Raw genomic sequence first — 14,390 nt, 5'->3', positions numbered from 1 at the left:
TTTTAGATGTTTCTAATAAGTTTATTCATATAAGCTGAGGTTATTTATTTTACTGTTAATTTGTAAATTTTTTCCGGAAAAATGCCGCACGTAATGAGGTGGGATACACATAGAAGCAATCCGCAATAATTATCTTCCTGAAGTGACAAAACTTTTATCAGAGACTTTTTACAGAAACCCGATATTCCTGCTGAGCTTATTCCATGCTCTCCTGAACTGAAAATTCAATATTGGATAGCTCAGTCGAAAAGTTATTAATGCCGCGCTCCTGGCTGCTGAGCGCGGTTTTTCCAACGTAAATTACTCATTGTCACCATCATTACAGACAACAGCGCCAGTGCCCCGGCCGGAGCGAGTACGCTCCACACCGCCCGCTCGATGTAAGGCATACCCTCGGCCAGCACGCGTCCCCATTCCGGCGCGGGCGGGGGGGCACCAAGCCCGAGAAAACCTAAGGATGCCAGCGCCAGCGCGATGCCCGGTAAACGCAGCAGGGCGTGACGTAACAGCGGACCGGCCAGCGCAGGAAACACATAAAATACATTACGGCGCAGTGCGCCTACGCCAATGACCTCAAGCATCTGCATATATGGCCTTGCGCGGATTTCGGCCACCAGCGCGGCAGTATGTGCCGCCAGCGGTGCCCAGCTGACGGCGGTGACGGCAATTGCCGCGCCGGTGGCGGTCGGACCATTGATGGCGGCGATCACCAGACCGGCAATGACCGGTGGCAGCGCGTTAGTGATTTCAATCGGGCCGGTCATCGCACGGGGGAAAGCGCCGGCAATCACGCCTGCGAACAGACAAATCAGTGAAACCATCAGCGCCTGCAAACAGGTATTGACTGTGCCATGTGCCACACGTGCGAGAAGGTCACGACCCATAGCATCAGCGCCAAAGGGTAAAACGAGAGAAGGCGATTGCAGGCGCAGATACGCTGATGTCAGCGGATCGCGCGGCAAACCGGCGAGAACCATAACCACTAAAACGCTCAGACAAAGCAATGGTAACCATACCCGCTGTTTTTCAGGCAGGGTTACCGGTTGCGGAACGGGTACTGCGCCCAATGACAATGCGCGGCCCAGTAATATCCGCCGGATGCCGCCCGTCAGCATGCCGATCACGCAAGCCAGCAACAGCAGGGTCAGCACGCCGGTCTGTAACACCGGTAAATCGCCGGCTGCCGCCGCGCCCAGGGTAGCGCGCCCGATGCCCGGTATCGCAAAGACTTTTTCCACCGCGATTGCGCCGCCGGTCAGCGATACCAGCACCAGTCCGGTTAAAGGTATCACGCCGGGCAATGTGCGCCGGATAATGGCCAGTGCGGTATGGCGGCGTGAAATTCCCAGTACACTCCAGGTGGTCAGCCAGTTTTCATTAAAGGTACTGCTGAGGGCATCGGAATACAGTCGCCCGAGATAACCGCCCGCCGGAATGCCCAGCGCCAGCGAAGGCAGCACCGCGTTATGCCAGCCGGTCCACCCGTAAGGCGGGAACAGTTTCAGCCAGACAGCGCCGGTGATCAGCAGCACCGACGCCAGTAAAAATTCAGGTAGCGCCGTTAGCAGCGCCGCCAGAAAACCCGCGGGCCGGGGCACTCTGCCCTGTAAACCACCAATCAGTGTCCCTGCGCATAACAGCAGCGCAATCAGAAACGCCACGCCGGCGGAAGCTGCCATCAGCGTAAGTGAAACACCTGTTGCCTGCAGCAGGCCCGGTAACACTGGCAGACCAGACACCCAGGAAACGCCCGCATCACCGCTCAGTAATCCGCCAAGCCAGTGCGTGAGTGCGTACCCTGGCCCATGATCCAGCCCGAGCGACAGGCGGATCGCGTTGAGCGCTTCCGGCGTGGCTTCCTGTTCGCCGGAGCGTGCGCGCAGCAATGACAGCGCCGGATCACTGCCCGACAACCACGGCAGCAGGCCGGTCAACACCACGATGGTGGCCAGCGTCAGCCAGCGAGAAATCAGCGGCACTCCTGCGCCACGGGTCTGACTCATACGCAGACGACTGACGCCCGCGCAGGTGCGGCAATACAGAGATTCACTCATCAGTCGGCCTGCACCACGCGCTGTGTCGCGGCATTGATTAACGTGCGTTCACGCGGGTCGCGCACCGCGTCACGGATGTCTGCCGATTCGCCCTGAATCACCCGCTCATGCAACATCGGAATGGCGGCATCCGTGGCGAGGATCAGGTTTTCAGCAAGCATGATCGCCTGACGGCGTTGAGCACCTGCCGGAATAACGGAAGCCTTTTGCAGGGCCTGATCGATATCAGGACGGCAAAGCTGCGCAATGTTAAACGAGCCTTTGCAGGCAAAATCACTGTACATGTACGCCACCGGGTCACCGGAATCCAGCACAGTGGCACGGGATAAAATAAACGCATCGAACTTGCCCGCCAGCGCATCAGATTCGATTTGTGAATATTCGCGCACCACCTGTTTCACGCTAAAACCGGCTGCCGTCAGTTGCTGTGCCAGATACACTGCCACCTCCGGCAGTTCGGCACGGTCACTGAAGGTTGCTAAGGTGATGGTTTCACCAGCCGGTTTACGGGCGGCCACCGGAGGGCTTACGGGCTGGCGCAGTGGTGCGGCCCACGGCAATGCCGGGCCGAGCAGCCCCAGTGCCACATCGGCGCGTTTTTCGTAGACGTTATCCACCAGTTGCTGGCGGTTAATGGCGTCGCGAACGGCAGCACGCAGCGCGGGATCCCGCATCACTCCAAGCCGCGTATTGAGATACAGCGTGTTAGTGCGCGGCATTGGCACTTCATGGATGAGTGTCTGATCCAGCAACGGGGCCTGAGACACCGGAATGGCCTCGACAATATCTGCCGCGCCGGTGCGTAACGCCGCGCCGCGTGCGGTGCCGTCCGGCACGAAACTGACATCAATGCCGCTGGCTTTGGCCTTTTCGCCCCAGTAACCGCCGAAGCGTTCCAGCCGGGCGTTGCTGGTGCCGTTCACCTGCACCAGTTCAAACGGGCCGGAACCGGCATGGCGCGGATCCACCACGCCGCCGGGGCGGTAGGCTTTTTGCGAAAGGATAGCCAGTTGCGGGCTGGAGAGCCGCTGTGGCAGCAACGGATCCGGCTGTGCGGTGGTCACCCTAACAGCCTGTTCGCCGTCCGCTACGGCGGTCAGTTGCACACCATCCAGAATGCGTGGTTTCGGCGCGGCATGAGCGGCGACGGTCAGGGCATTTACCACGGTGGCGGCATCAAGCAGGCTGCCGTCGTGGAATCTGACGCCATGGCGCAGCTCGAAACGCCAGCTGTTATTACCGGTTTGCTGCCATTTTGTCGCCAGCGCCGGTTGCGCTTCGCCGAGTTTATCGAGCGTCACCAGCGTCTCTGTCGTACTCCAGCGCGAAAGTTTAAACGCATCGTCGCTGAGCGGCGTCAGGCCGGAACGCGGCGGTTGTAACATCGCCAGCCGCAGGCGCTGATCCGCAGTTTTGCCGGGGTTTTTATCGGTTTCACTGAAGCATCCGGTCAGTAAAAGCGCAGCAGAAAGCAGCCCGGCCAGCGGGCTTACATGTTTCAGAGACATCACAAATTCCTTGTCAGATTGCAGGAGGAGGCAACTGGCGGCAGATTCGCCACATCGCCAGCGCGCTTAAAAAGGGAACGGCGGCCAGTGCCAGCCACGGGATCACTGCGCCCGGAGAGGGCGTCAGGGCGTTATCGAGCAGGCCGCCGAGCAGGAAATTCCCCGTCAGCACCGCAATGCCGCCCATTGACGACAGCGCACCGTAATGCGCGCCGAGATTATGTTGCCCGGCAAAGCGCGGAATGAGATCCATGCCGACCGGCACAATCAGCATCTGTCCGACAGTCAGCAGAGTAATCAGCAATACGGAAGGCAGCAGCCGCAACCAGCCTTCCGGCGGAACCGTCCAGGCGAACAGCGCCACGGCGATAAACGCGGATGACAGCAATCCGAAGCCGGCAGGTAAAATCCGAGCGGCACCCATCCGGCGGGAAAATCGCGCCAGCGGCATTTGCAGAACGATCACCAGAACCGAGGCCAGTACGAACAGCGGCCCGAGATCTTGTTCGCTGCCACCTGAACGGCGCAGCTCCACCGGCAGCGCCAGATACAACTGGTTGTAGCTGAAGAGGTAAGCGCTGTAGGCAATGATAAAGGCCACAAAACGCGGCTGACGGAAGGTCTGCCACCAGGGCACAATTTTCAGTTCAGCGGCGCGTTTTGGCGTGGCGGGCAGGGTGAAAAACAACACCAGCAACGCAATCAGAAACAGGCCAGAACCGGCCAGCGCCACCGGCTGAAAACCATAACCGGACAGCAGCGATCCGAGTAATGGCCCCAGCACCGCGCCCAGTTCAGCGCACACGGCGGACAGCGCAAACCATTCAGCCCGGCTGCGTTTTCCGGCTTTTTCGCTGTGCGTTCCGGCCTGCGCCAGCAGGGCTTCAATCGAAGGAGAAAACAGTGCGCCGCCGATGCCGGTCAGGCAGGCGCCGAGAATAACCGGTGCCAGCGTGTCGGAAAGCCCGAGCAGCAGAAAACCGGCGATACGCACCACACAGCCCAAGAGAATGATCACCCGTGCGCCGTAGCGGTCAGACAGTGCGCCGCCAAGCAAAAACATCCCTTGCTGCGAGAATGTCCGCAGGCCCAGCACCAGCCCGATCGCCCAGCCGGAAAGCAATAAATCATCGCGCAGAAAAATCGCCAGGAACGGCACCACGGCATAAAAGCCAATGTTAAATACCAGACTGCTGGCGAGCAGCAGCGGCGGTTTGGGCGCGGAAGTGCGTGCAATGGATCGGGTCAGCATCCGGTTATCCGTTAACAGTTAAAGGTAAATGAGGAATGGCCTGTAGCAGTTGCCGGGTATGCGTATGGTCCGGGGTGCGCAAAACATCCTGTGTGGCACGGTCTTCTACAATTTTGCCGCCGTGCATCACCAGCAAACGGTCACATAGCCCGGCGACCATCGAAATATCGTGCGTGACCATCAGCAGGCCCATGCCATTTTGCCGGGTCACCTGATGCAGTAACTGTTTGACCTGCCTGCGCAGCGGCATATCCAGCCCGCTGACCGGTTCGTCGGCGACCAGAAATTGCGGGCCTATCGCCAGCGCGCGGGCGATCGCCAGCCGCTGCGCCTGTCCGCCTGAGAGTTCACCTGCCGTACGCGATATTAACCCTTCGCTCAGGTGAACCTGCGCCATCACCTCGCTCACGCGCAGGCGAATATCACCGCTAAACCCGAGGCGTTTCAGCGGCTCGGCAATAATCTGAAAAAGGGTCTGAACCGGTGGCAGCGAACTGGCCGGGTCCTGTGGAATATACTGTACACGCTGCCGGTATTCGCGCAGAGAACGCGCAGAACCGGGACGGATCCTGACCCCGGCGCAATACACATCGCCGCTGTCGGGCGCTTCGAGTGCCAGCAGGATCCTCAGCAGGGAGGATTTTCCGCAGCCTGACGCGCCGACCAGCCCGAGGGTTTCATGGCGGCCGATACGCAGCGACAGGTCCTCAAAAAGGGCAGTGCGCTGCGTGCGCCAGAAAGAACCCGGCAGGGTGAGATGGCGGCTGATATTTTGCAGATGCAGAAACGGTCCGGTGACCCGAGGCAGTGAAGGTTCCATCAGACGGCAACCCCGTACCGTGACCCGGTATTCTGATGCAACACGGCGGCCTGTCTTGCGGCGTGAACCAGTTTTTGGGAATAAGGATGTTGCGGATGGCTGAGCAACTGCGCCATACCGGCAGATTCCACCAGTACGCCGTTTTCCATCACCAGTGCGCGTTCGCATAACTGCGCGGCGACGGCAATATCATGGGTGATAAACAACAGCGCACGGGGCGATGGCTGGCTGGCGCAGGCGTTACGCATAGCCTGTAAGACCTGCTGCTGGGTCAGCACGTCGAGCGCGGTGGTCGGCTCGTCCGCTACCAGCAGCGAAGACGTGGATTGCATGGCCAGCGCCAGACACAAACGCTGGCGCTGGCCGCCGGAAAGTTCTGCCGGATAGCGGGTGTAAAATTGCGCAATATCGCCCAGCCCTACGGCATCCAGCATCGCGCAGAGTTGGTCCTCGCTGGCAGCGGGCAGGGCGAGACGCAACTGTTTTCCGAGTGTCATCAGCGGGTTCAGCGCGGTAGAGGAATCCTGAAAAACGGTAGCGACGCGGCTGGTCATACAGCGTGACACCGGATGTATTCCGCACGCCTCGACGCCATTCACCCGAATGCTGCCGCTGAGTATTGCACCCGCAGGCGGCGTGCCGGTGACCGCTCTGGCAGTCAGCGATTTACCGGAGCCGGAAGCGCCCAGCAGGCAAACGCGCTCGCCGGCACCGATGCTGAAACTCAGCCCGCTGATGCGTGTTTCACCGGCAAGCCGCATTGTCAGTCCTTCCACGGCGAGCACCGGTTCAGTGTTTTGCGTCCTGTTGCGTGTCATTCCCTAAGCCTGTACACCGTTTTGCGTGTTTTGATATGTGATAACATAACAAAATGTGTCAATTTAATGCAAAAGTTTTTGCGATTTTCTCCGGGAAAAATTTTCCACCTTGCATTTTCTTGCCTGCCCTGAAAACAACAGAGCAAAAAAGTCCTTCACCTGCACAACCGTGCGCAATCCCCTTTCAGGCAGTGAATGCTAGGTTAACGGCATCTTTTTTACGCTGCATTTCGTATGCCGCTAATCTGAGTAAGGGTGCTGAAATAATGGCAAGTGAATTTTTCTCCAGCCCGCGGGTATATTTTGGCAACGGGTCAGTCAACGTGTTAAGCCGCCTGAATAACAAAAAAGTCGCGATCGTCACGGATGAATTTATGCTGACTTCGGGCAGAACGGCGTATGTGACTGACCAGATGCCGCAGGCAACGGTATCGATATACGGCAAGGTCAGACCGGATCCGGGTACGGATATTTTGCTGGAGGGGGCGGCGCAGTTTAAAGCCTTCAGGCCGGATGTGATTATTGCACTGGGCGGGGGATCATCCCTTGATGCCGCCAAAGGTATCAGGGTCACGCTGGAGGACCATTATCAGCAGACTGGCGGTCAGTCAAAGAGCATTGAGCTGATTGCCATTCCTACCACCAGCGGTTCCGGGTCCGAGGTGACTTCTTACGCGATCATTTCCGACCCGCAGAATGGCCGCAAATATCCGCTGGTTTCGCAGGCGCTGGTGCCGGATACCGCTATTCTCGACTCGGAACTGGTGCTGAGTCTACCGCGGCATATCGCCGTTGATACCGGAATGGACGTGCTGACGCATGCCATCGAGGCGCTGGTTTCAACGGGTGCCAATGATTTCAGCGACGCCCTGGCCGAAAAAGCCATTGCCATCACGTGGCAGTCTCTGCCGCAGATTTATGCTGATGAAAAAAACGTCGCAGCGCGTACGCATATGCATAATGCCTCCTGTATGGCGGGCATGGCATTTAACTCGGCGGGACTGGGTCTGGTGCATGGTATGGCGCATGCTGTCGGCGGCATGTTGCATATTGCGCACGGTAAAATTAACGCCATGCTGTTGCCGTTAGTCATTGAATTTAACGCCGCGCACGCCTCACCCGAAACCACTGCCCGTTACTGCCAGTGTGCCAGGATGATTCCGGGTATTGCCCCCGCTGAACCGCAACAGATGATTTCCCAACTGGTGGAGAAAATCCGTCAGCTCAATCTGCAGTTTGGTATTCCCCGCACGTTAAGAGAGCTCGGCACGGATTTAGCCGTATTTGAAACAATGCGTCTGTCCCTGACAGAAACCGCGTTAGCGGATGGTTGCACTGCTTCCAACCCTTACACGCCTTGCGGGCGGGATATAGACCAGTTGCTTTCCTGTATCGCTGAAACCGGCGAATACCCTGCACCGCAGTTTACCGTGCCGGTCGGGATTTCTAACCGTCACGTGCATCTGTGCCGTGAAGATATGGATGTTCTTTTCGGTTACGGCTCGACGCTGACATGCCTGAAAAAAGTCAGGCAACCCGGTCAGTTTGCTGCTGAAGAAACCGTGACACTCCGCACCCCGAAAGGCGAAATCGCGAATGTCCGGGTGCTCGGACCGCTGCGCAGCACCACGCAGATCGAGATTTCGGTAGCCGATGGTTTTGTGCTCGGGGTGAAGGCACCGGTCAGAATGTCCGGTGACCTGGAAAACTCACCGGGTATTGAACTTGTCGGGCCGAAAGGGCGCGTCAGTAAATCACAGGGAACAATTGTCGCCTGGCGTCATATTCATATTTCGCCACAGGAAGCGGCACGCTACGGCCTGCGCGAGGGTATGGAAATTGATTTAGAGGCACAGGGGCAACGTGCGGGCATTCTCAGCCACGTTCTGGTGCGGATCAGCGCCGGTGCGGTGCTGGAATTGCATATTGATGTGGAGGAAGCCAATGGCCTGGGGCTGCGCAACGGCGATCTGGTATTCCGGTCTGGCCGGGGATCTCACCTGTGACTCCTGGAGAACGCCAGCGTTTATCTCGCCTGATCGACCGGTCAATTGCCGGTTTACTGGTGCGCAAGCGTGCTGCGTTGAAGGCCGGAGGCAAAACCGTGCGTGTGCTGATCAGCGGGGACGATCTGACGACATTGCCGATGACGCTGCAAAGCCTGCGGGCACTGGACAATGCGGGTTATGCGCTACGTGTGGCGTTTTCACATAGTGCGAGCCAGTCCGGCCTGAAAGCAGCATTACTGCCTGACATCGATCCGTTATACCTCGCTGATGATTTTGCTCCGCTGACCGCTGAGGTTGTCGACAGTCTGTATTTACCCGCACTTTCCACCAACAGCCTGAGCAAAATTGCGCTGGGTATCCGCGACAATCTCGCGACTGTGCAGGTTTTCCATGCACTGAGCACTAAGACGCCGGTGATAGTCACCCTGAACCCTGAACTTATGCATCTCGGTGACAGTGGCTTTGCGCTGCCGTTGCAGGTGAGGCTGGAGCAATACATCGACACCCTCAGGCAATACGGCATCGCGGTAACGGGCAGCGGAGAAAGCGTCTGTCAAAAACGGCTGATCACGCTGAACGATATCCGTCTTCACCGCGTGACAGACGTTTTACGTATTGGCCGCAACACGCTGATTACGCCTGCTGCGCAGGATGAAATTCGCCGACAGAACATCACCGTGATCCGGTGAAAGGGGAGGAGTTATGTATCTGGCAAAAGTGACCGGTGCGCTGGTCTCCACCACCAAACACATCTCGTTAAACGGGGCCAAATTACTGATGGTTGCCCGGCTTGATGAGCATTATCAGCCCACCGGCAGTGCTCAGGTGGCGGTGGATTTCGTCGGTGCGGGAAATGGCGAAATCGTCATTATTTCCACCGGCAGTTCAGCGCGTATGAGCAACAGCAAAGAGCATTCTGTGATTGATGCAGCCGTGGTCGGCATTGTCGATCCACAGGATCTCTCCTGAGGAACCCCTATGTCTGAACAATTGGACAGCTGGATAAGCGCGGCCATTTCCCGACAGCAAGCCGGACAACGGCATGCGCTGACCCTTGACGACTGTGCGTTGCTGGCCCGGTTTGCGCAAGAAGAAGCGCAGGCCATTGGTGTGCCGGTGGTGTTCAGCCTGGCCGACGCCAGCGGGCATCAGCGGTATTTTTTCAGCATGGAGAATGCATTGCTGGTAAGCCACCGCCTTGCGCCCGAAAAAGCGCTGACAGCCGTGGTGCTGAAAATGTCCACTCACCAACTCGCCGCGCTGATCCAACCGGGCGCAGCGCTTTACGGGTTGCAGCATCAGAGCGGTATTTGCTGCATTGGCGGCGGTTTACCGTGCTGGTCACAGGGCGTGTTACTTGGCGGGATTGGCATCAGTGGTGGCACGGTGGAACAGGATCTGACGGTTGCACGCAATACATTGCGCCGTTTCAGCACAGCCCGTTTCGCACTCATAACTGAAAATGATTAACAGGGGTCAATATGTCCTTCGGTTCACTGGTTTTGGTTATCAATTGCGGGTCATCCTCGCTGAAGTTTTCGTTGATCGCGTCTGAGACGGGCACGCCGGTTCTCTCCGGACTGGCAGAAAGGCTGGGGCTGGATAATGCCAGCATGACGTTGAAAGACTGCCACGGGCAGAAAACCCGCGTCGCGCTGAGTGAAGCCAGCCATGTTTGCGCACTGAAAGTGCTGTTCATGGAACTGACTGAACGTCGGTGGTTGCCAGTGGTGCGGGCCATCGGACACCGTGTCGCCCACGGCGGCAGCGAATTCAAACATTCGGTACGCCTGACGTCTGAAGTGATTGAAAAAATCCGCACACTGTCGGCGCTGGCACCGCTGCATAACCCGGCTAATCTGACCGGCATCGAAGCGGCCATTGCACTGTTGCCCCTGGTGCCACAGGTCGCGGTGTTCGACACGGCGTTTCATCAGACGCTGCCTGCGGCGGCGTACACTTATGCGATCCCGCTGGAATATCAGCGGCGTTATCAGGTGCGGCGTTACGGTTTTCACGGCACCTCTCACCGTTATATTGCGGGCGAAGCGCTGAGCATGCTGGAACTAGACCCTGAAGATCACGGCATTTTGATTGCCCATCTCGGCAACGGTTCTTCGGTATGTGCGGTGCAGAACGGACGCAGCGTGGATACCTCGATGGGCATGACGCCGCTTGAAGGGCTGGTGATGGGTACGCGCTGCGGCGATCTGGATTTTGGTGCAGCGGCGCATATCGCGGCCAGTACCGGCCAGAGTATCGACGCGCTGTACAAAATGGTGAATAACCAGTCCGGCCTGCTTGGGATATCCGGTCTTTCCAGCGATTGCCGCACGTTACAGGATGCGCGCAGCCAGGGCGACAAGCGGGCGACACTGGCGATTGATGTGATGGTTCACCGGCTGGCACGCCATCTGGGTGCGCATCTGACATCTCTGAAACGTCTTGATGCTCTGATCTTTACCGGCGGGATTGGTGAGAATTCGGCGCTGATCAGGGAACTGACGCTTGAACGCCTTGGCGTATTGGGGCTGAAGCTGGACTCACATAAAAACCAGCAAACCTGCGGCGGAAGGGCCGGTGTGATATCGCCACAAAACTCTCCTTATGTGGCGGTGATCCCGACTGATGAAGAAAAAATGATTGCGCTGGATGCGCTGGCAATTTGTCACGCACAGACAGTGAATAAATAAGAAAACAGAGAGATTTTCTTGTCCGGCTCCCTGAAGAAATAACAAGAAAGTCCGGCTGGCGGGCAAAACATTTGGTCATGAAATCTTTATTATCATCCTGCGTGAAGAATTTGCCGGCAGGATAAACATACGCGGGCTGGCGGTCTGTATTAATAACGCCTGCGTTAATTAACGTCCCCACTCATTATTCGAGGTTTTTATGCAACAAGAAGCATTAGGTATGGTTGAAACAAAAGGTCTGGTTTCTGCAATTGAAGCGGCAGATACCATGGTGAAATCTGCCAATGTCACGTTGGTCGGTTATGAAAAAATAGGTTCAGGGCTGGTTACGGTAATGGTGCGCGGCGATGTTGGCGCGGTTAAAGCGGCGACTGATGCCGGTTCTGCGGCAGCACTCAAAGTGGGCGAACTGGTCTCTGTGCATGTTATTCCGCGTCCGCATATCGAAGTGGAAAAAATCCTGCCAAAAGCCGTTGGTTAATAACCTCAGAGGATACTGACCATGAGAGATAATCTTGTTGAGCAGATTATATCTGAAGCAGTGAATCAGCAGACCAGTGAAAATGCCGGAGATAAAAAAGCCGCCAGTATTGCGGGCTGTGGTTTAACGGAATTCGTCGGAACCGCTCTCGGACATACTATTGGTCTGGTTATTGCCAATGTCGATAATCAATTACATGACGTCATGAATATCGACAAGAAATATCGCTCTATTGGTATTCTTGGCGCCAGAACCGGTGCGGGCCCGCATATTTTTGCGGCCGACGAAGCGGTGAAAGCCACCAACAGTGAAATATTATCGGTTGAACTTGCGCGTGATACGCAAGGGGGCGGCGGACATGGGTGCTTAATTATTTTCGGTGCATCTGATGTGTCTGATGTCCGCCGTGCCATTGAAGTGGCGCTGTCTGAAATTGAACGCACCATGGGCGATGTGTACGGTTCACCGGCGGGACACCTTGAATTCCAGTACACCGCCCGCGCCAGCTTTGCGCTGAATAAAGCTTTTGGTGCACCTGTCGGTAAAGCCTTTGGCATGACCTGTGCCTCGCCTGCGGCCATCGGCGTAGTGATTGCCGATGTGGCGGCCAAATCGGCGGTGATCGAACCGGTGGGTTACGCCAGTCCGTCAAAAGGCACCAGCTTCAGTAACGAAGTCATTTTCACCTTTGCCGGTGATTCCGGTGCGGTGCGTCAGGCAGTGATTGCCGCGCGTGAAGTGGGGCTGCAACTGCTTGCCACGCTGGATCCGTCACCGATCAGTTCCACCACCAAACCCTATATTTGAGGGTTAACCTTGCGAAGTGACGTGCAGTAAGGAATTAACAGCATGAATGATATTGAAATTGCTCAGGCGGTCTCCAGCGTGCTGAGCAGGTTTACCAAAATGACGCCGGAGAGTGCGATAATAAACAGTGCTGCAGAGACCGCGCCGCCGCCTGCGCCGGAACGCCCTCCGGCACCGGCCAGCGCCTCTCTCAACGCCATTGTTGCCAGAGCGCTGGCGCAGAAACGGGTCACGACGATCCCGTCACCGGCCTGCGAACCGGGTAATGGCGCATTTGCATCAATGGATGAAGCCATCGCCGCAGCGGTGCTCGCGCAGGTTCAGTATCGCCACTGTCTGATGCAGGAGAGGGCGACATTTGTTCAGGGTATCCGCGATGTTTTCCTGCAGGAACCGGTCTTACAGACTATTTCGCGTATGGCAGTGGAAGAAACCGGCATGGGGAATTACGCCGATAAGCTGACTAAAAATCGTGTTGCTGCGCAGAAAACACCGGGGCCGGAAGACCTCATTACCGGCGCGCTGAGCGGCGACAGCGGGCTGACCCTGACGGAGTTTTCTGCCTACGGGGTAATCGGTTCAATCACGCCGACCACCAATCCGACAGAAACCATTATCAACAACAGTATCGGCATGCTGGCGGCGGGAAATTCCGTGGTGTTCAGCCCGCATCCTCGCTCACGCAAGGTTTCCCTCTATTGCGTGGAACTGATTAACCACAAACTCGCCAGTCTGGGCGCACCGGCCAATCTGGTGGTGACTGTTACGCAGCCTTCCATCGACAACACCAGCACCCTGATTAGTGATCCGCGCATCAACATGCTGGTGGCCACCGGCGGCCCGGCGATTGTGAAAACGGTAATGTCATCCGGCAAAAAAGCCATTGGCGCGGGGGCCGGGAATCCGCCTGTGGTCGTCGATGAAACCGCCGATATCGAAAAGGCCGCCCGTGACATCATCTGCGGATGCAGTTTCGATAACAATCTGCCGTGTGTGGCGGAGAAAGAAGTCATTGTTGTCAATCAGGTTGCGGATTATCTGATCCATTGCATGAAGAAAAGTGGCGGTTATCTGCTGGGTGACAAAGCGCTTCTTCGCCAGATGGAGTCACTGGTACTGAACGAGAAAGGTACCGGCCCGGACACCGCCTTTGTGGGTAAAGATGCACGCTATATCCTGCAGCAACTGGGCATCATTGCGCCGGAAGACACCAAAGTGATCCTGGTGGAAACGGCGAAAAATCATCCATTTGTGGTACATGAACTGATGATGCCGGTGTTGCCGGTGGTGCGGGTCGATAACGTCGATGAAGCCATCGAACTGGCGGTGCAGGTCGAGCATGGCAATCGCCATACCGCCATCATGCATTCCACCAATGTCGAAAAGCTCACCAAAATGGCACGTCAGATCCAGACTACGATTTTTGTGAAAAATGGGCCTTCCTATGCCGGGCTGGGTGTTGGCGGCGAAGGGCATGCCACGTTTACCATTGCCGGACCGACCGGAGAAGGGCTGACGTCGGCGCGTTCTTTCGCCAGAGCCCGTCGCTGCGTGATGGTCGAGGCCCTTAACGTCAGATAAGGCGCGGCGATGAAAAAACGCATCATAAACGCACCCACGCCGGACATCGTGGCAATGATAAAACGCAGGATGCCCGGGGAATTTCGTTCACGGCTTGATCTTATCCGTATCGATGCGATTGGCATGATTATGTTACCGGTGCCGGATCTTTATTTCTATGCAGATGCCGCCAGTAAAAGTGCCAATGTGGTGGTCTCGGAAATATTCGGCAGTTGCCCGCAACATATTACAACACTGGCCATATTCGGTGAAGTCGCCGCCGTGAATGAAGCCATGCGAATAATAGAAGACGACAACAATAATACGGCTTTCTGATTATACGCTGATAAAAACGATTACTGCCGCAAGGTTTAATAATTAATTTCGG

At 56.8% G+C, this 14,390-nt stretch carries 14 protein-coding genes; 9 read left to right on the top strand and 5 right to left on the bottom strand.

Annotation, left to right across the window (positions count from 1 at the left end):
* Positions 1–254 precede the first annotated feature (254 nt).
* Genes J1781_RS15875 through J1781_RS15855 form a run of 5 tightly spaced genes read right to left on the bottom strand, consistent with a single transcriptional unit; the run spans position 255 to position 6,452 of the window.
* On the bottom strand, positions 255–2,054 hold the full coding sequence (locus J1781_RS15875; protein WP_217233866.1) for an ABC transporter permease subunit: 1,800 nt from the start codon (positions 2,052–2,054) through the stop codon (positions 255–257).
* Positions 2,054–3,562: an ABC transporter substrate-binding protein gene (locus tag J1781_RS15870; protein WP_217233865.1), complete on the bottom strand. Its 1,509-nt coding sequence runs from the start codon at positions 3,560–3,562 to the stop codon at positions 2,054–2,056. The genes J1781_RS15875 and J1781_RS15870 overlap by 1 nt, the downstream gene beginning before the upstream one ends.
* Positions 3,563–3,575: 13 nt before the next feature.
* Entirely contained in the window at positions 3,576–4,814 is a 1,239-nt protein-coding gene (locus tag J1781_RS15865; protein WP_129953723.1) for an MDR family MFS transporter, read from the bottom strand.
* A gap of 4 nt (positions 4,815–4,818) precedes the next feature.
* Positions 4,819–5,634 carry an ABC transporter ATP-binding protein gene (locus J1781_RS15860; RefSeq protein WP_217233864.1) on the bottom strand — a complete coding sequence of 272 codons (816 nt, stop codon included), beginning with the start codon at positions 5,632–5,634 and terminating at the stop codon, positions 4,819–4,821.
* The gene (locus tag J1781_RS15855) at positions 5,634–6,452 is read right to left on the bottom strand and encodes an ATP-binding cassette domain-containing protein (RefSeq protein ID WP_217219578.1); all 819 of its coding nucleotides are present in this window, start codon (positions 6,450–6,452) and stop codon (positions 5,634–5,636) included. Before J1781_RS15855 ends, J1781_RS15860 begins: the two co-directional genes overlap by 1 nt.
* Before the next feature lie 266 nt (positions 6,453–6,718).
* On the opposite strand from J1781_RS15855, the gene pduL reads away from it, so the two are divergent.
* From pduL to J1781_RS15810, 9 genes are all read left to right on the top strand, one after another.
* Positions 6,719–8,458 carry a phosphate propanoyltransferase gene (pduL, locus tag J1781_RS26345; protein ID WP_205952640.1) on the top strand — a complete coding sequence of 580 codons (1,740 nt, stop codon included), beginning with the start codon at positions 6,719–6,721 and terminating at the stop codon, positions 8,456–8,458.
* Complete coding sequence (locus J1781_RS15845) at positions 8,455–9,150, top strand: flavoprotein (RefSeq protein ID WP_331252984.1); 696 nt, start codon at positions 8,455–8,457, stop codon at positions 9,148–9,150. Before pduL ends, J1781_RS15845 begins: the two co-directional genes overlap by 4 nt.
* A 13-nt stretch (positions 9,151–9,163) precedes the next feature.
* On the top strand, positions 9,164–9,430 hold the full coding sequence (grpN, locus tag J1781_RS15840) for a microcompartment shell vertex protein GrpN (RefSeq protein WP_217233863.1): 267 nt from the start codon (positions 9,164–9,166) through the stop codon (positions 9,428–9,430).
* 9 nt (positions 9,431–9,439) lie between these two features.
* A complete protein-coding gene (locus J1781_RS15835; protein ID WP_217219577.1) occupies positions 9,440–9,931 on the top strand; it encodes a GlcG/HbpS family heme-binding protein in 492 nt (163 codons plus the stop codon).
* A gap of 11 nt (positions 9,932–9,942) precedes the next feature.
* A complete protein-coding gene (tdcD, locus tag J1781_RS15830; protein WP_217233862.1) occupies positions 9,943–11,154 on the top strand; it encodes a propionate kinase in 1,212 nt (403 codons plus the stop codon).
* A gap of 199 nt (positions 11,155–11,353) precedes the next feature.
* Positions 11,354–11,635 (top strand): propanediol utilization system shell hexameric protein GrpH, encoded by a 282-nt coding sequence (gene grpH / locus J1781_RS15825; protein WP_095925478.1) that lies wholly within the window; start codon positions 11,354–11,356, stop codon positions 11,633–11,635.
* A gap of 21 nt (positions 11,636–11,656) precedes the next feature.
* Positions 11,657–12,442, top strand: a complete 786-nt coding sequence (gene pduB, locus J1781_RS15820) for a propanediol utilization microcompartment protein PduB (RefSeq protein ID WP_129953716.1) — start codon at positions 11,657–11,659, stop codon at positions 12,440–12,442.
* Positions 12,443–12,484: 42 nt separating this feature from the next.
* On the top strand, positions 12,485–14,023 hold the full coding sequence (locus J1781_RS15815; RefSeq protein ID WP_217233861.1) for an aldehyde dehydrogenase family protein: 1,539 nt from the start codon (positions 12,485–12,487) through the stop codon (positions 14,021–14,023).
* Between the two features lie 9 nt (positions 14,024–14,032).
* Positions 14,033–14,338 carry a BMC domain-containing protein gene (locus J1781_RS15810; protein WP_129953714.1) on the top strand — a complete coding sequence of 102 codons (306 nt, stop codon included), beginning with the start codon at positions 14,033–14,035 and terminating at the stop codon, positions 14,336–14,338.
* The last annotated feature ends 52 nt before the right edge of the window (positions 14,339–14,390 follow it).

Origin of the sequence: Rahnella perminowiae (genome assembly GCF_019049695.1) — a bacterium.
Classification (GTDB): Bacteria; Pseudomonadota; Gammaproteobacteria; order Enterobacterales; family Enterobacteriaceae; genus Rahnella; species Rahnella perminowiae.
Note: the sequence above shows the minus strand (reverse complement) of the source record. Positions and strands in the feature narration are given on the sequence as shown.

Bases quoted from the DNA above. Each gene is read 5' to 3' on its own strand.
- J1781_RS15875 (WP_217233866.1), bottom strand. From the start codon at position 2,054: ATGAGTGAATCTCTGTATTGCCGCACCTGCGCGGGCGTCAGTCGTCTG.
- J1781_RS15870 (WP_217233865.1), bottom strand. From the start codon at position 3,562: ATGTCTCTGAAACATGTAAGCCCGCTGGCCGGGCTGCTTTCTGCTGCG.
- J1781_RS15865 (WP_129953723.1), bottom strand. From the start codon at position 4,814: ATGCTGACCCGATCCATTGCACGCACTTCCGCGCCCAAACCGCCGCTG.
- J1781_RS15860 (WP_217233864.1), bottom strand. From the start codon at position 5,634: ATGGAACCTTCACTGCCTCGGGTCACCGGACCGTTTCTGCATCTGCAA.
- J1781_RS15855 (WP_217219578.1), bottom strand. From the start codon at position 6,452: ATGACACGCAACAGGACGCAAAACACTGAACCGGTGCTCGCCGTGGAA.
- pduL (WP_205952640.1), top strand. From the start codon at position 6,719: ATGGCAAGTGAATTTTTCTCCAGCCCGCGGGTATATTTTGGCAACGGG.
- grpN (WP_217233863.1), top strand. From the start codon at position 9,164: ATGTATCTGGCAAAAGTGACCGGTGCGCTGGTCTCCACCACCAAACAC.
- J1781_RS15835 (WP_217219577.1), top strand. From the start codon at position 9,440: ATGTCTGAACAATTGGACAGCTGGATAAGCGCGGCCATTTCCCGACAG.
- tdcD (WP_217233862.1), top strand. From the start codon at position 9,943: ATGTCCTTCGGTTCACTGGTTTTGGTTATCAATTGCGGGTCATCCTCG.
- grpH (WP_095925478.1), top strand. From the start codon at position 11,354: ATGCAACAAGAAGCATTAGGTATGGTTGAAACAAAAGGTCTGGTTTCT.
- pduB (WP_129953716.1), top strand. From the start codon at position 11,657: ATGAGAGATAATCTTGTTGAGCAGATTATATCTGAAGCAGTGAATCAG.
- J1781_RS15815 (WP_217233861.1), top strand. From the start codon at position 12,485: ATGAATGATATTGAAATTGCTCAGGCGGTCTCCAGCGTGCTGAGCAGG.
- J1781_RS15810 (WP_129953714.1), top strand. From the start codon at position 14,033: ATGAAAAAACGCATCATAAACGCACCCACGCCGGACATCGTGGCAATG.